Genomic DNA, 13,887 nt, shown 5'->3' with positions numbered 1-13,887 from the left:
CAGATGCCCGCATTGCGCCCGAACTCACCGTTCGGCGCGGCTCGAAAGGGGTCGTAAAATCGAGGCGATGTCCACGACCGCCCTGCCCACAGCCCCGCTCCACGCCGCCTCGGCCGACACCGCCGTCGGTGACGCCGCGTCCGAGCAGCCCCGCACCTACCTGGTCCGCACGCTCGGGTGCCAGATGAACGTGCACGACTCCGAGCACATGGCCGGCATGCTCGAACAGGCCGGCTACACGCGCGCGTCCAGCCAGGACGAGGCCGCGAACGCCGCCGACGTCGTCGTGATCAACACGTGCGCCGTGCGCGAGAACGCCGCCAACAAGCTGTACGGGAACCTCGGCCAGCTCGCGGGCATCAAGGCCACGCGCCCGGGCATGCAGATCGCCGTCGGCGGCTGCCTGGCCCAGAAGGACCGCGGTGACATCGTCGCCAAGGCCCCGTGGGTCGACGTCGTGTTCGGCACGCACAACCTCGACGCCCTGCCGGTGCTGCTGGAGCGTGCCCGGCACAACGAGGCGGCCCAGGTCGAGATCGCCGAGTCGCTGCAGGTCTTCCCGTCCACGCTGCCGACCAAGCGCGAGTCGGTCTACGCGGGCTGGGTCAGCATCTCGGTGGGCTGCAACAACACCTGCACCTTCTGCATCGTGCCGCACCTGCGCGGCAAGGAGCGCGACCGCCGGCCGGGGGAGATCCTCGCGGAGGTCGAGGCGCTCGTGGCCGCCGGGGCCATCGAGGTGACGCTGCTGGGCCAGAACGTGAACAGCTACGGCGTCGAGTTCGGCGACCGCGGCGCGTTCGCCAAGCTGCTGCGCGCCTGCGGTCGGATCGAGGGCCTGGAGCGGGTGCGGTTCACGTCCCCGCACCCGGCTGCGTTCACCGACGACGTGATCGCCGCCATGGCCGAGACCCCGAACGTCATGCCGCAGCTGCACATGCCGCTGCAGTCCGGCTCCGACCGGATCCTGCGCGCGATGCGCCGCTCGTACCGCTCGGAGAAGTTCCTCGGCATCCTCGACCGGGTCCGCGCCGCGATGCCCGACGCGTCGATCACCACCGACATCATCGTGGGCTTCCCGGGCGAGACCGAGGAGGACTTCGCCGAGACCATGCGCGTGGTCGAGGCGTCCCGGTTCAGCTCGGCCTTCATCTTCCAGTACTCGCCGCGCCCGGGCACGCCCGCCGCGACGATGGAGGACCAGCTCCCCAAGGCGGTCGTGCAGGAGCGGTTCGAGCGCCTGCTCGCCCTGCAGGAGCGCATCGGGGCCGAGGAGGCCGACAAGCAGGTGGGACGCACCCTCGAGGTGCTCGTCGCCGAGGGATCCGGCCGCAAGGACGGCGCCACGCACCGCCTGTCGGGCCGCGCGGCGGACAACCGCCTGGTCCACTTCGGCCTCACCCCGGTGCCCGACGCCGTGCCCCTGCCCGGCGTGGACCTCACCCGGGCGCCGGCCGACCTCGACGACCCGCGCCTGGCCGACGTCGTGCCCGCGGGTGTGCCGCGCCCCGGCGACACGGTGACCGTGTCCGTCACGAAGGCGGCGCCGCACCACCTGATCGCCGAGCCCGCCGACGCCGCGGGCCTCGTGGTGCGCCGCACGCGGTCGGGCGACGCCTGGGCCGCGCGGGAGAAGGCGCGGCTCGGCGGAGGCGAGGACGAGCACCCGCACGGCACGCCGGCGCCGTCGGGCCCGGTCTCGCTGGGCCTGCCCACCCTGCGCCGCTGACGCGGTGCGGCGGGTCGGTTCCTAGCCCGCCGCGCTGTCCGGGCCGGCCTCGTCCGGCTCGGCGTCGGGCGGCGGGGCGAGCGAGGCCACCGTCGAGAAGAACTGGCTCGCGGTGACCAGCCCGCACGACACCGTCTGGGCGAGCTGCTCCTCGGTGGCGCCGTGCTCGAAGTCCACCGAGACCTCGGCGTACAGGGCGAGCCCCGCGCCCTCCTCCCGGGTGTAGACCTTGGGCCAGATGCGCTCGCGGTTCCAGTCGTTCGCGGCCTGGAGCACGGCCAGGCGCGCGGCCGCGGGCAGCGCGCCCGCCCAGCGGCCCCGCACCTGCAGGATCTCGTCGTGCTCACCGAGCAGCAGGAACCAGAACCGGTTGCCGTCCCAGGTGCCGGTCACGTCGCCGTCGTCGTCAATGCGGAAGCGGTAGCCGCGGCGCGACAGGTCGTCGCCCACGCGCTGCGTGGTGAGCGGCCGCGGCTTCTCGACCGGGGCGTTCGCGAGCGTGCGGACCTGCGCTCCCGCGGGGCGCCGGGCCGCCGGAGGGCGCGGGTTGAGCAGGCGCGCGAGCCAGCGCCCTGCGCCGCCGCCGTTCCGGGCCGGGCTCATGGCGCGGACCTGAGCGGGTCGGGGAACGTCTCGTCGAGATGTTCGAAGAACATGGAGCCGGTGGTCAGCCCGCACTGCAGCAGCTGGTCGAGCTGGTCCTCGGTGACGCCGTGCTCCAGGTCGACCGTCACCTCGGTGTAGACCAGCACGGCCCCGTTGTCGCGCACGCGGACGTACGTCTTGGGCCAGATGCGCTCGGCGTTCCACTCGTTGCAGAGCTCGAGGATCTCCTCGAGCCGCTCGATGGTCAGGTCGCGGTGCCACTGCCCGCGCACCTGGAGCACCTCGGAGCTCTCGCCGACCATGAGGAAGTAGAACAGCCAGCCGTGCCACAGCCCGCCGACGTCGCCCTCCGAGTCCACGAAATAGCTGAACCCGTTCTCGCCCAGCCACTCCACCACGCGGTCGCGCGTGAGCGGCTCGGGAACGGAGGAAGGATCGTCGAGGCCGCCCGTCAGCTCGCGGAGCAGCACACCCTCCACCTGCGCCCGCAGCTCGTCGTCGTCGAGTTCCCTGGGCTCGGGCTGTTGCGGGCCGGTGGCCGCACGGTCGCCGTCGCCCGCCGTGTTCCGGCGTCGTGACCCGAAGAACCTCACCTGACCACAGTACCTGCCAGACCCCTCCTCCCGCTGCGCCCTTCGTCCGGAAAGCCGGGTGGAATCGCCCAGGAACGGCCAGGCGCCGCGCCCGGTGCTACTTTCATCCATCGTGCACGCCGTGATCCTGCCCGCCACCCCGCTGCTCGTCCCGGGGATGGCCCCTGGCCTGCGGACGGACCCGCTCGCGGGCGTCCGCGCCGCCGTGGCGGCCGCGCTGGCCGGGCTCACCGACGGCGGCCGCGTGCCGCTGGTCCTGGCGCACGGCCGCGCCCTGCGGCACGGCCGGATGCGCCCGTCCCTGGCGGGCTCCGGCATCGATGACCGCTGGCTGCCCGGCTCCCCGCCTGGTGCGGGACGGCACTCCGGCGCGGCCTGGTCCTGGAGGGACGAGATCCGTCCGGTCGCGGGGACCGGTGCCTCGGTGGCGCTGCTGGCGCTCGCGGACGTGCTGGGCGACCGGGTCGCCGAGGTCGAGGTGCTGGAGGTCCCGCCGTCCTGGCCCGGACCGCTCGCCGGACCCGACCCGCTGCTGCGGGACGCCGCCGGCCTGGTCGTCGCGGGCGGGGGAGTGCCGGGCGGCCTCGACAGCGACCCCGGGACGCTGACCGACGGCGTCCGGGCCGCCCTGCGCGCGGCGGGCGCCGACGGGTGGACGCCGCAGGTCCAGGTCTTCGCGCAGTCGCACGACCACCTGCCGCCCGAGTACCGCGTGACCGTCCTGGCCTAAGGTGTCGGGGTGATCGTCGTCGCCGTCGTGGGGCCTACCGCCACCGGGAAGTCGGACCTGGCGCTCGACCTGGCCCAGGCGCTGGGCGACGCGCCGGGCGCCGTGGCGAGCGAGATCGTCAACGCCGACGCCTACCAGCTCTACCGCGGCATGGACGTCGGCACGGCCAAGGTCCCGCCGGCCGAGCGGCGCGGCATCGTGCACCACCAGCTCGACGTGCTGGACCCCACGCAGGACGCGTCCGTGGCGCGCTACCAGGAGGCCGCGCGTGCCGACCTGGACGCGATCGCCGGCCGGGGCGCGCGCGCCCTCGTCGTCGGCGGGTCGGGCCTGTACGTGCGCGCGCTGCTGGACCACATGGACTTCCCCGGGACGGACCCGGCCGTCCGGGAACGGCTGGAGGCACGGGCCGAGACCGAGGGTCGTCGCGCCCTGCACGCGGAGCTCGCGCGGCTGGACCCGCAGGCCGCCGAGAGCATCGGGCCGCACAACACCCGCCGCATCGTGCGCGCGCTGGAGGTCATCGAGATCACCGGCCTGCCGTACACGGCCAACCTGCCGCGCCAGGAGTACGTGCGCCCCGCGGTGCAGATCGGGCTGGACTGCCCGCGGGAGGTGCTCGACGCGCGGGTCGGGAGCCGCGTGGACCGGATGTGGGACGGTGGTCTCGTCGACGAGGTGCGCGGCCTGGCGAGCCCCGAGCAGGGCGGCACCGGGAGCGGGCTCGGCGTCACCGCAGCGCGCGCCGTCGGCTACTCCGAGGTGCTCGCCTGGTGGCGCGGCGAGTCCACCGAGGCCGAGGCCAGGGAGGCCGTCACCGCGAACACACGGCGCCTCGCGCGCAAGCAGATGGGCTGGTTCGGCCGCGACCCGCGCGTGCACTGGCTCGATGCCGCCTCGCCCCACCTGCTGGACGACGCGCTCGCGGTCGTGGCCGCCGCCGACGCCGGGACCTTGGCGGTTGCCGGGACCGAGCCGGTGCGCCGTAGCCTGGGGTCATGACGCAGCCCGCGACCAGCCCCGTGCCCTCCACCCCGACCCCCGGGACCCTCGCCTTCACCAAGGGCCACGGCACGCAGAACGACTTCGTGCTGATCGCGGACCCCCAGGGCCTGCTCGACCTGACGCCGGCCGACGTCCGCCGGCTCGCCGACCGCCGCGCCGGGATCGGCGGCGACGGCGTGATCCGGCTCGCGCCGACCGCGGCCCTGGCGAGCGCGGGCGAGGAGGCCGCCCAGGCGGCCCTGGCGCAGGACCCGACGGCGGAGTGGTTCATGGACTACCGCAACGCCGACGGCTCCGTGGCCGAGATGTGCGGCAACGGCGTGCGCGTCTTCGCCGCGTTCGCCGAGCAGGAGGGGCTCGCCGACCTGTCCGCCGGCCCGCTCAGCCTCGGCACGCGCGCCGGCGTCAAGCGCGTGACCAAGGAGGCGAACGGCTGGTACGCCGTCGACATGGGCCGCTGGTTCCTGCCCGGCGGCGAGTCCGCGGCGGCCGACGGCTACGACGCCGCGGTCGCGGTGCGCGGCTGGACCGCGCCCCGGCCCGCGCTGAGCGTCGACCTCGGCAACCCCCACACCGTCGTCGCCCTCGCGAGCGTCGAGGAGCTCGCCGCGCTCGAGCTCTTCCACGCCCCCGAGGTCGCGCCCGTGCCGCCGCACGGCACCAACGTCGAGCTCGTCGTGCCGCTCGGCGAGGAGGAGGGGCCCGACGGCGTCGTCGGGCGCCTGCGCATGCGGGTGCACGAGCGCGGGGTGGGGGAGACACCGTCGTGCGGCACGGGCGCCTGCGCCGCGGCGCTCGCGGTGCGGACCTGGCAGGGCGGCTCGTCCGGCGACGGCGCCCCCGACACGTGGTTCGTCGAGGTGCCGGGCGGCGAGGTGCGCGTGCGCGTGCTGCCGGGCGGCAACGTCGAGCTCGCGGGCCCGGCCGAGCTGGTCTACTCGGGCCGGGTCACGCTCTGACAGGTCAGCGGGTCACCCGCAGCACGCGGAAGCCCTTGGACGACGTCGTCCGCTCGACCGGGAGACCGAGCGCCTCGGTGATCCAGCGGGCGAGCGAGTCGGAGCCCAGGTTCTTCTGCACCACGAGCCAGGCCGCCGCGTCCGGCTCCAGCCGGGGCAGCCAGCGCGTCAGGAGGTCGTGCAGCGCCTGCTTGCCCACGCGGATGGGCGGGTTGGACCAGCAGGCGGCGAACCGGACGTCGTCGGGCACCTCGTCGGGCAGGGCCGCCCGGACGTTCTCCAGGCCGAGCCGCTCGGCGTTGCGCCGCACCAGGTCGAGCGCCCGCTCGTTGACGTCGACCGCCCAGACCGTGGCCTCCGGCGCCGCCAGCGCCAGGCTGATCGTGATGGGGCCCCACCCGCAGCCGAGGTCGAGCAGGTCGCCCGTGGCCGGGGGCGCGGGCACGTGGTCCAGCAGCACGGCCGTCCCCTTGTCGAGCCCGCCGGGGGAGAAGACGCCGGCCGCCACCTCGACCTCCAGCTCGCGCCCGGCGAGGCGGACGGTCCGGGTGCGGCGCTCGTCGTCCGAGGCGGGTTGCGCGGTGAAGTAGTGGTCGCTGGACACCGGACGATCCTAGGCGGTTGCCGCCCGTGGCGACCGGTGCCAGCCTGCGGGCATGGAGATCGCCGAGGCCACCGTGGAGCGGTGGGACGACGTGCAGATCGTGTTCGGCACGCGCGGCGGCGCCCACCACTGCCAGTGCCAGCGCATCCGGCTGGGTGACCGCGCCTGGTGGTACATGCCCGTCGAGGAGCGCGCCCACACGCTGCGCGAGCAGCTCGACCCGCCGCCGGGGGCGCCAACGTCGGGCGCCCTGCTCGCCTACGTCGACGGCGAGCCGGCAGGCTGGGTCGCGGTGGCGCCCCGCACGGAGTTCGTCCGGTACCGCGGCAGCCAGGTCCCGTGGGCGGGCCGGCACGAGGACAAGGACGACGCCGGCGTGTGGGCCGTCACATGCTTCGCCGTGCGCGTGGGGTACCGCAAGCAGGGCCTGATGTACGAGCTCGCGGCCGCCGCCGTCGAGCACGCACGGGAGCGGGGCGCGCGGGCGGTCGAGGGCTACCCGATCGCCCCGGACCCGGGACAGGAGATCTCCTGGGGCGAGGTCAACGTGGGCACGCCCGGACCGTTCGCGGCGGCGGGGCTGACGGAGGTCAGCCGGCCGACCAAGCGGCGCCGCGTGATGCGCCGGGACTTCTGACGGCGCCCGGCGGCGTCCCGCGCGACGATCCCGCGGAGGACCCGCCGGACGATCGCGCGGGAAGTCCCTGTGGGAAGCTGTGGAAAGACATGGCCGCGGGACTTTCGGGCGTGGGATCCTTGTTCTACGAGAGCAAGATCCATCGAGAGTTAGGTAGTACATGACCCACACCCCGACAGAGCCCGAGCTCCCCGCAGAGGAGACGCCCGAACTCCGCGCGGCCCAGGCAGACGCCCAGGCGATCGCGAACGATGTCGTGGCACGGGTTCTCGCTCGGGCGGGGACCGCACGTGCCGACGGCGGAACGGTGCACACCGTGGCCGACGGCGACCAGCTGGACCTCGAGGAGCGCACCGCGCTGCGCCGCGTGGCCGGCCTGTCGACCGAGCTCGAGGACGTCACCGAGGTCGAGTACCGGCAGCTGCGCCTGGAGAAGGTGGTGCTCGTCGGCCTGTTCTCGGGCGGCGAGGACGCGGCCCGCGACGCGGAGATCTCGCTGCGCGAGCTCGCCGCGCTGGCCGAGACGGCCGGCTCGCAGGTGCTGGACGGCCTGCTGCAGCGCCGGCAGAAGCCCGACCCCGGCACGTACCTCGGCTCCGGCAAGGCACTGGAGCTGGCCCAGGTGGTCCTGGCGACCGGCGCCGACACGGTGATCGTCGACAGCGAGCTCGCCCCGTCCCAGCGCCGTGCGCTGGAGGACGTGGTGAAGGTCAAGGTCGTCGACCGTACGGCCCTGATCCTGGACATCTTCGCGCAGCACGCGAAGTCCCGTGAGGGAAAGGCCCAGGTCGAGCTCGCCCAGCTCGAGTACCTCCTGCCGCGCCTGCGCGGCTGGGGCGAGTCGATGTCCCGCCAGGCAGGTGGCCAGGTGGGCGGCGCGGGCGCCGGCATGGGCTCGCGCGGTCCCGGTGAGACCAAGATCGAGCTGGACCGGCGGCGCATCCGCGACCGGATGGCCAAGCTGCGGCGCGAGATCGCCGCGATGAAGCCGGCCCGCGAGACCAAGCGGCTGAGCCGCAAGCGCAACGCGATCCCCGCGGTGGCGATCGCCGGCTACACCAACGCCGGCAAGTCGTCGCTGCTCAACGCGCTGACCGGAGCGGGCGTGCTGGTCCAGAACGCGCTGTTCGCCACGCTGGACCCGACGGTCCGGCGCACGAAGACCGAGGACGGCCGCGTCTACACGTTCACCGACACCGTCGGGTTCGTGCGGCACCTGCCACACCAGCTGGTGGAGGCGTTCCGGTCCACGCTGGAGGAGGTCGGCGACGCCGACATCCTGCTGCACGTGGTCGACGCGTCCCACCCGGACCCGGAGGGACAGATCGCGGCGGTCCGCGAGGTGCTGTCCGAGATCCCGGCCTTCGAGGACGTCCACGAGATCGTGGTGCTGAACAAGGCCGACGTCGCCGACCCGACGGTCGTCGGCCGGATCCAGCGGCGCGAGCGGCACACCGCCGTCGTGTCCGCGCACTCCGGCGAGGGGATCGCCGAGCTGCGTGCCCGGATCGCGGCCGAGCTGCCGCGCCCGGGTGTGCACGTCGACCTGGTGGTCCCGTACGAGCGGGGCGACCTGGTGCACCGGGTGCACGAGCACGGCGACATCGAGCTCACCGAGCACGTCGCCGCCGGCACGCACCTGCGCGGCCGGGTGGACGAGCAGCTCGCCACCGAGCTGCGTCAGGTCGCCGTGGCGCACTGACCCGTCCCGCCGCACCTGTCAGACGCCCAGTTCCCTCCGGGGACCTGGGCGTCTGACACGTTTCCGGGACCTGGTCCCGGCACGTGACGGACTACGCAAGCGGCTTGCAGTGCCGCGCAACCACTGCAAGCGATTTGCGTTCGTCGTGGCTAGGATCGATGTCATGTCGAGACGGCTGGCGGATGTTGCGAAGAAGGTAGGCGTGAGCGAGGCGACGGTCAGTCGCGTGCTCAACGGGAAGCCGGGGGTGTCCCAGGGCACGCGGGACGCCGTGCTCACGGCCCTCGACGTGCTGGGCTACGAGCGGCCCACCAAGCTGCGGGGCAGCCGCGGCAAGCTCGTCGGGCTGGTCCTGCCGGAGCTCGTCAACCCGATCTTCCCCGCGTTCGCCGAGGTGATCGGCGGGGCGCTCGCCCAGCAGGGGTTCACCCCGGTGCTGTGCACCCGGACGGCAGGCGGCGTCACCGAGGCCGAGTACATCGACCTGCTGCTCCAGCAGCAGGTCTCGGGCGTGATCTTCGCGGGGGGCTTCTACGCCGAGCGGGAGGCCGACCACGCGCACTACCGGCGGCTGGAGGACCTGGGGCTGCCGGTGGTGCTGATGAACGCCTCGATCGAGGACCTGGCGTTCCCCCGTGTGGCCTGCGACGACCTCGTGGCGATGGAGCAGGCGATGGGTCACGTCACCTCGCTGGGGCACCGGCGCGTGGGCCTGCTGCTCGGCCCGGCCGACCACGTGCCGTCGGAGCGCAAGCTCGCCGCCGCCCAGCGGTTCGCGCAGCGGCAGGGCCTGGAGCTCGACCCGGGCCTGGTCGTGCACTCGCAGTACTCCCTGGAGAGCGGCCAGGCCGCGGCCAACCGGCTCATCGAGGCCGGTGCCACGGCGATCGTCTGCGCCAGCGACCCGCTGGCCCTCGGCGCGATCCGGGCGGTGCGCCGGGCCGGGCTGTCCTGCCCGGCCGACGTGTCGGTCGTGGGCTTCGACGACTCCGCGCTGATGAACTCCACCGACCCGGCGCTGACCACCGTGCGCCAGCCCATCGAGCCGATGGGCCGGGCCGCCGTCGACCTGCTGGCCGGGCTCATCGCCGGCAACGACGTGCCGCGCGACGAGCTGCTCTTCGAGCCGGAGCTCGTGGTGCGCGCCTCCACCGCCGCGACGAAGGTTGTCGCGAAACGATAAACTTCTTGTCGAGTTCTTGCGCGGTCGTTGTCACGTGAATTACGGTTCACGGCATGACGACGACGTCCGACGCGCTCCTCGAACCGCGCCCAGCCTCCAGCGAGTGGTGGCGCAGCGCCGTGATCTACCAGATCTACCCCCGCAGCTTCGCGGACGGGAACGGTGACGGCACCGGGGACCTCGCCGGCGTCCGCTCCCGGCTCGGGTACCTGCGCGACCTCGGCGTCGACGCGATCTGGTACACGCCCTGGTACGCCTCGCCCCTGGCGGACGGCGGCTACGACGTGCGCGACTACCGCACGATCGACCCGGCGTTCGGCACGCTGGCGGACGCCGAGGCGCTGATCGCCGAGGCCCGCGAGCTGGGCATCCGGACGATCGTCGACGTGGTGCCCAACCACATCTCGTCGGAGCACGAGTGGTTCCAGGCGGCGCTCGCCGCCGGGCCAGGGTCGCCGGAGCGCGAGCGGTTCTGGTTCCACGACGGCAAGGGCCCGGGCGGCGAGCAGATGCCCACCGGCTGGGTCTCCAGCTTCCAGGGCGACACCTGGACCCGCACCACGAACCCGGACGGCACGCCCGGCCAGTGGTACCTGCACCTGTTCACCCCCGAGCAGCCGGACGTCAACTGGAACCACCCCGACGTGCGGCAGGAGCACGAGGACGTGCTGCGGTTCTGGTTCGACCGCGGCGCGGCCGGCATCCGGATCGACTCGGCGGCGCTCATCATCAAGGACCCGGAGCTGCGCGAGGTGCCCGCGACCCCCGGCCCGGGGGAGCACCCGCACCTGGACCGCGACGAGATCCACGACGTCTACCGCGGCTGGCGCAGCGTCGCGGACGACTACGCGGAGCCGCGCGTGCTGGTCGGCGAGGTGTGGCTCGCGGACCAGGAGCGGTTCGCGCAGTACCTGCGCCCGGACGAGATGCACACGGCGTTCAACTTCGACTTCATGGCGCGTCCCTGGGACGCCAAGGAGCTGCGTGAGTCGATCCGGACCACGCTCGAGGCGCACGCCCCGGTCGGCGCGCCGGCCACGTGGGTGCTCTCCAACCACGACGTCACGCGGCCCGTGACCCGGTACGGCCGCGAGGACTCGTCCTTCGACTTCGCCGCCAAGCGGTTCGGCACGCCGTCCGACCCGGACCTCGGCACCCGCCGCGCGCGGGCCGCGTCCCTGCTGGTCGCCGCGCTGCCGGGCGCCCTGTACGTCTACCAGGGCGACGAGCTCGGCCTGCCCGAGGCCGAGGTGCCGCGCGAGCTGATCCAGGACCCCATGCACTTCCGCTCCGAGGGGGTGGACCCGGGCCGCGACGGCTGCCGCGTCCCCCTGCCGTGGACGCGCACGGGCGCAAGCCTGGGCTTCGGGCCCGACGGCGGCTCGGCGCCCTGGCTGCCCCAGCCGGCCGGCTGGGCCGACCTCTCGGTCGAGGCGCAGGACGCCGACCCGAGCTCGATGCTGAGCCTGTACCGCCAGGCGCTGCACCTGCGCCGTGGCCTCCCCGCACTGCACGCCGACGAGTTCGCGTGGCTCGACCTCGGCGGGGACGACGTCCTCGCCTTCACCCGCGGCGCCGGCTTCGCCTGCGTCGCCAACCTCGGGAACAACCCCGTCCCCCTGCCCGCCGGGGCCACGGTGCTCCTGGCGAGCGGCCCCGTCGACGGCGTCGTCGGACCGGACATCGCTGTCTGGCTCGGCCTGCCGTCCTGATCCTCGGCGACCGGCCGAGAACCAGCTCTACCCCCAGACGTGCCGACCCAGCGGCACACGACCAAGGAGTGACAATGAAGTCAGCACAGAAGCGCGCGGCGTTCGCCCTGGTGGGTGTCCTGTCGCTCGCGGGAACCCTCACCGCCTGCGGTTCGTCCTCGGACGCCGCCGACGAGCCCGAGGGCCCCGTGACCATCGAGGTCTCCATCGACGCGGGCCTCGAGCAGGCCGCGATCGACGCGTTCGACGAGCGCATCGCGCAGTTCGAGGAGGCCAACCCGGACATCCAGGTGGAGACCAAGGAGTTCACCTGGTCCGGCACCACGTTCGCCGCCGAGCTCGCGGGCGGCACGCTGCCCGACGTCTTCCCGATCCCGTTCACGGACGGCCGGGCCCTCATCGAGCGCGGACAGATCGCCGACGTCAGCGAGCTCGTGGCCGAGCTCCCGTACGCGGACCAGTTCAACCCCACCATCGCCGCTGCGGGCCAGGACGCCGAGGGCAACATGTGGGCCGTGCCGATCGCCGCCTACAACCAGGGCCTGCACTACAACCGGGCGCTCTTCGAGGAGGCCGGCCTCGACCCGGACAACCCCCCGGCCACCTGGGACGAGGTCCGCGAGGCCGCCAAGGCGATCTCGGACAAGACCGGCCAGGCCGGCTACGCCCACATGACGCAGAGCAACACCGGCGGCTGGATCCTCACCACGGAGACCTACGCGCTGGGCGGCCGCATGACCGAGGGCGAGGGCGAGGAGACCACCGCGACCGTCGACAACGACGCCACGGTCGCGGCGCTGGAGATGCTCCGCGAGATGCGCTGGGAGGACAACTCCATGGGCTCCAGCTTCCTGTACGACTGGGGCACCATCAACCAGGACTTCGCCGCCGGCAAGATCGGCATGTACGTCTCGGGCGGCGCCAACTACCCCAACCTGTTCACCCAGAACCAGATGAACCCGGACGAGTACGGCGTCACGGTGCTGCCCCTGGAGGGCGACGACGCCGGCACGCTCGGCGGCGGCACGCTCGCCGCGGTGAGCTCCGCGGCGTCCGAGGCCGAGCAGGCGGCGGCCGTGAAGTGGATCGACTTCTACTACATCTCCAAGCTGACCGACCAGGAGCAGGCCGTCGCCGAGGCCGAGGTCGCCGCCGAGACCGACCAGCCCGTGGGTGCGCCGGCACTGCCGATCTTCGACCGCGAGACCTACGAGCAGCAGCAGGCGTGGATCAAGGACCTGGTCAACGTCCCGCTGGAGAACTTCGCGCCGATGACGAACCAGATGTTCGACCAGCCCGTCATCCCCGAGCCCGCCGTCGCCACCCAGGACGTGTACGCGGCGCTCGACCCGGTGGTCCAGGCGGTGCTGACGGACGAGAACGCGGACATCGACGCACTCCTCGCCGACGCCCAGACCCAGGTCCAGGGACTGCTCGACCGCAGCTGACCTGCCGATGACCACACTGTCCAGCCCGCTCCGGACGACGACGGCGGCAGCCCCGCCGTCGTCGTCCGGACCCCGCCGGCGTGCCCGCCGCACGCCCCGGGACTGGCTGCGCGACGGCGGCCTGAGCACCCTGGTCATCGCACTGCCGATGATCCTCGTGTTCGGGGTCTTCTCCTGGTTCCCGATCGGCCGGGCGCTCGTCATGAGCGTCCAGCAGACCAACCTCATCTCGACCCCCGAGTTCGTGGGGCTCGACAACTTCGTGTTCGTGCTGCAGGACCCGTTGCTCGGCAAGGCCGTGGCGAACACCCTGTGGTTCGCGGTGCTCGCGCTGGTGTTCGGCTACCCGCTGCCGCTGGCCGCCGCCGTGCTGATGAGCGAGGTGCGCCGCATGCGCGGCCTGTTCTCGGCGCTCGCGTACCTGCCCGTGGTCGTGCCGCCCGTCGTGGCCGTGCTGCTGTGGAAGTTCTTCTACGACGCCTCGCCCACCGGCGTGTTCAACACCATCGCCGGCTGGGTGGGCCTCGGGCCGTTCCCCTGGTTGCAGGACGCGTCCAGCGCCATGCCGTCCCTGGTGCTGGAGGCCACCTGGGCCGCGGCCGGCGGGACCGTCATCATCTATCTCGCCGCCCTGGTCGGAGTACGGACCGAGCTCTACGAGGCGGCCGAGGTGGACGGCGCGGGCGTGTGGCGCAAGATCTGGCACGTGACCCTGCCGCAGCTGCGCGGCGTCCTGTTCATCACGCTGATCCTGCAGGTCATCGGCACCTCCCAGGTTTTCCTGGAGCCGTTCCTGTTCACCGGCGGCGGCCCCAACAACGCGACCCTCACCATCCTCATGCTGATCTACGACTACGCGTTCGGCAGCAGCCTCGGCGGCAACTACGGGGCCGCGACCGCCCTGAGCCTCATGCTCGCCGGCGTCCTCGCCGTCCTGTCCGCGATCTACTTCCGCGTGACCCGACCCTGGAGCAGCTGA

13 protein-coding genes are annotated in these 13,887 nt (G+C 73.3%); 10 read left to right on the top strand and 3 right to left on the bottom strand.

Annotated features, from left to right (window positions below):
- Positions 1–67: 67 nt before the first annotated feature.
- The gene (miaB, locus tag QRN56_RS16310; RefSeq protein ID WP_285104956.1) at positions 68–1,729 is read left to right on the top strand and encodes a tRNA (N6-isopentenyl adenosine(37)-C2)-methylthiotransferase MiaB; all 1,662 of its coding nucleotides are present in this window, start codon (positions 68–70) and stop codon (positions 1,727–1,729) included.
- Positions 1,730–1,750: 21 nt separating this feature from the next.
- On the opposite strand, the gene QRN56_RS16305 is transcribed toward miaB, so the two are convergent.
- Entirely contained in the window at positions 1,751–2,332 is a 582-nt protein-coding gene (locus QRN56_RS16305) for a type III secretion system chaperone family protein (protein WP_285104954.1), read from the bottom strand.
- The gene (locus QRN56_RS16300) at positions 2,329–2,928 is read right to left on the bottom strand and encodes a type III secretion system chaperone family protein (protein ID WP_285104952.1); all 600 of its coding nucleotides are present in this window, start codon (positions 2,926–2,928) and stop codon (positions 2,329–2,331) included. Before QRN56_RS16300 ends, QRN56_RS16305 begins: the two co-directional genes overlap by 4 nt.
- 112 nt (positions 2,929–3,040) lie before the next feature.
- Between QRN56_RS16300 and QRN56_RS16295 the strand changes: the two genes are divergently transcribed.
- From QRN56_RS16295 to dapF, 3 genes are read left to right on the top strand one after another with little or no spacing between them, the layout of a single operon-like run.
- Positions 3,041–3,658 (top strand): hypothetical protein, encoded by a 618-nt coding sequence (locus QRN56_RS16295; protein ID WP_285104950.1) that lies wholly within the window; start codon positions 3,041–3,043, stop codon positions 3,656–3,658.
- Positions 3,659–3,667: 9 nt separating this feature from the next.
- A complete protein-coding gene (gene miaA / locus QRN56_RS16290; RefSeq protein ID WP_285104949.1) occupies positions 3,668–4,660 on the top strand; it encodes a tRNA (adenosine(37)-N6)-dimethylallyltransferase MiaA in 993 nt (330 codons plus the stop codon).
- Entirely contained in the window at positions 4,657–5,622 is a 966-nt protein-coding gene (dapF, locus tag QRN56_RS16285) for a diaminopimelate epimerase (protein WP_285104948.1), read from the top strand. Before miaA ends, dapF begins: the two co-directional genes overlap by 4 nt.
- Positions 5,623–5,626: 4 nt before the next feature.
- Here dapF and QRN56_RS16280 read toward each other — a convergent pair whose 3' ends face one another.
- On the bottom strand, positions 5,627–6,226 hold the full coding sequence (locus QRN56_RS16280; protein WP_285104947.1) for a class I SAM-dependent methyltransferase: 600 nt from the start codon (positions 6,224–6,226) through the stop codon (positions 5,627–5,629).
- 52 nt (positions 6,227–6,278) lie between these two features.
- Between QRN56_RS16280 and QRN56_RS16275 the strand changes: the two genes are divergently transcribed.
- The 6 genes from QRN56_RS16275 to QRN56_RS16250 all read left to right on the top strand — a co-directional run bounded on the left by QRN56_RS16275 (position 6,279) and on the right by QRN56_RS16250 (position 13,887).
- Entirely contained in the window at positions 6,279–6,863 is a 585-nt protein-coding gene (locus tag QRN56_RS16275; RefSeq protein WP_285104945.1) for a GNAT family N-acetyltransferase, read from the top strand.
- Between the two features lie 160 nt (positions 6,864–7,023).
- Positions 7,024–8,565, top strand: coding sequence for a GTPase HflX (hflX, locus tag QRN56_RS16270; protein ID WP_285104942.1), 1,542 nt, complete (start codon positions 7,024–7,026; stop codon positions 8,563–8,565).
- A 163-nt stretch (positions 8,566–8,728) separates the two neighbouring features.
- On the top strand, positions 8,729–9,748 hold the full coding sequence (locus QRN56_RS16265; RefSeq protein WP_285104940.1) for a LacI family DNA-binding transcriptional regulator: 1,020 nt from the start codon (positions 8,729–8,731) through the stop codon (positions 9,746–9,748).
- A 53-nt stretch (positions 9,749–9,801) separates the two neighbouring features.
- Positions 9,802–11,460, top strand: coding sequence for a glycoside hydrolase family 13 protein (locus tag QRN56_RS16260; RefSeq protein ID WP_285104939.1), 1,659 nt, complete (start codon positions 9,802–9,804; stop codon positions 11,458–11,460).
- A gap of 74 nt (positions 11,461–11,534) precedes the next feature.
- The gene (locus tag QRN56_RS16255; RefSeq protein ID WP_285104936.1) at positions 11,535–12,908 is read left to right on the top strand and encodes an ABC transporter substrate-binding protein; all 1,374 of its coding nucleotides are present in this window, start codon (positions 11,535–11,537) and stop codon (positions 12,906–12,908) included.
- Positions 12,909–12,915: 7 nt separating this feature from the next.
- Positions 12,916–13,887: a carbohydrate ABC transporter permease gene (locus tag QRN56_RS16250; RefSeq protein WP_285104934.1), complete on the top strand. Its 972-nt coding sequence runs from the start codon at positions 12,916–12,918 to the stop codon at positions 13,885–13,887.

It is taken from the genome of Promicromonospora sp. MEB111 (genome assembly GCF_030209445.1).
Classification (GTDB): domain Bacteria; phylum Actinomycetota; class Actinomycetes; order Actinomycetales; family Cellulomonadaceae; genus Promicromonospora.
Note: the sequence above shows the minus strand (reverse complement) of the source record. Positions and strands in the feature narration are given on the sequence as shown.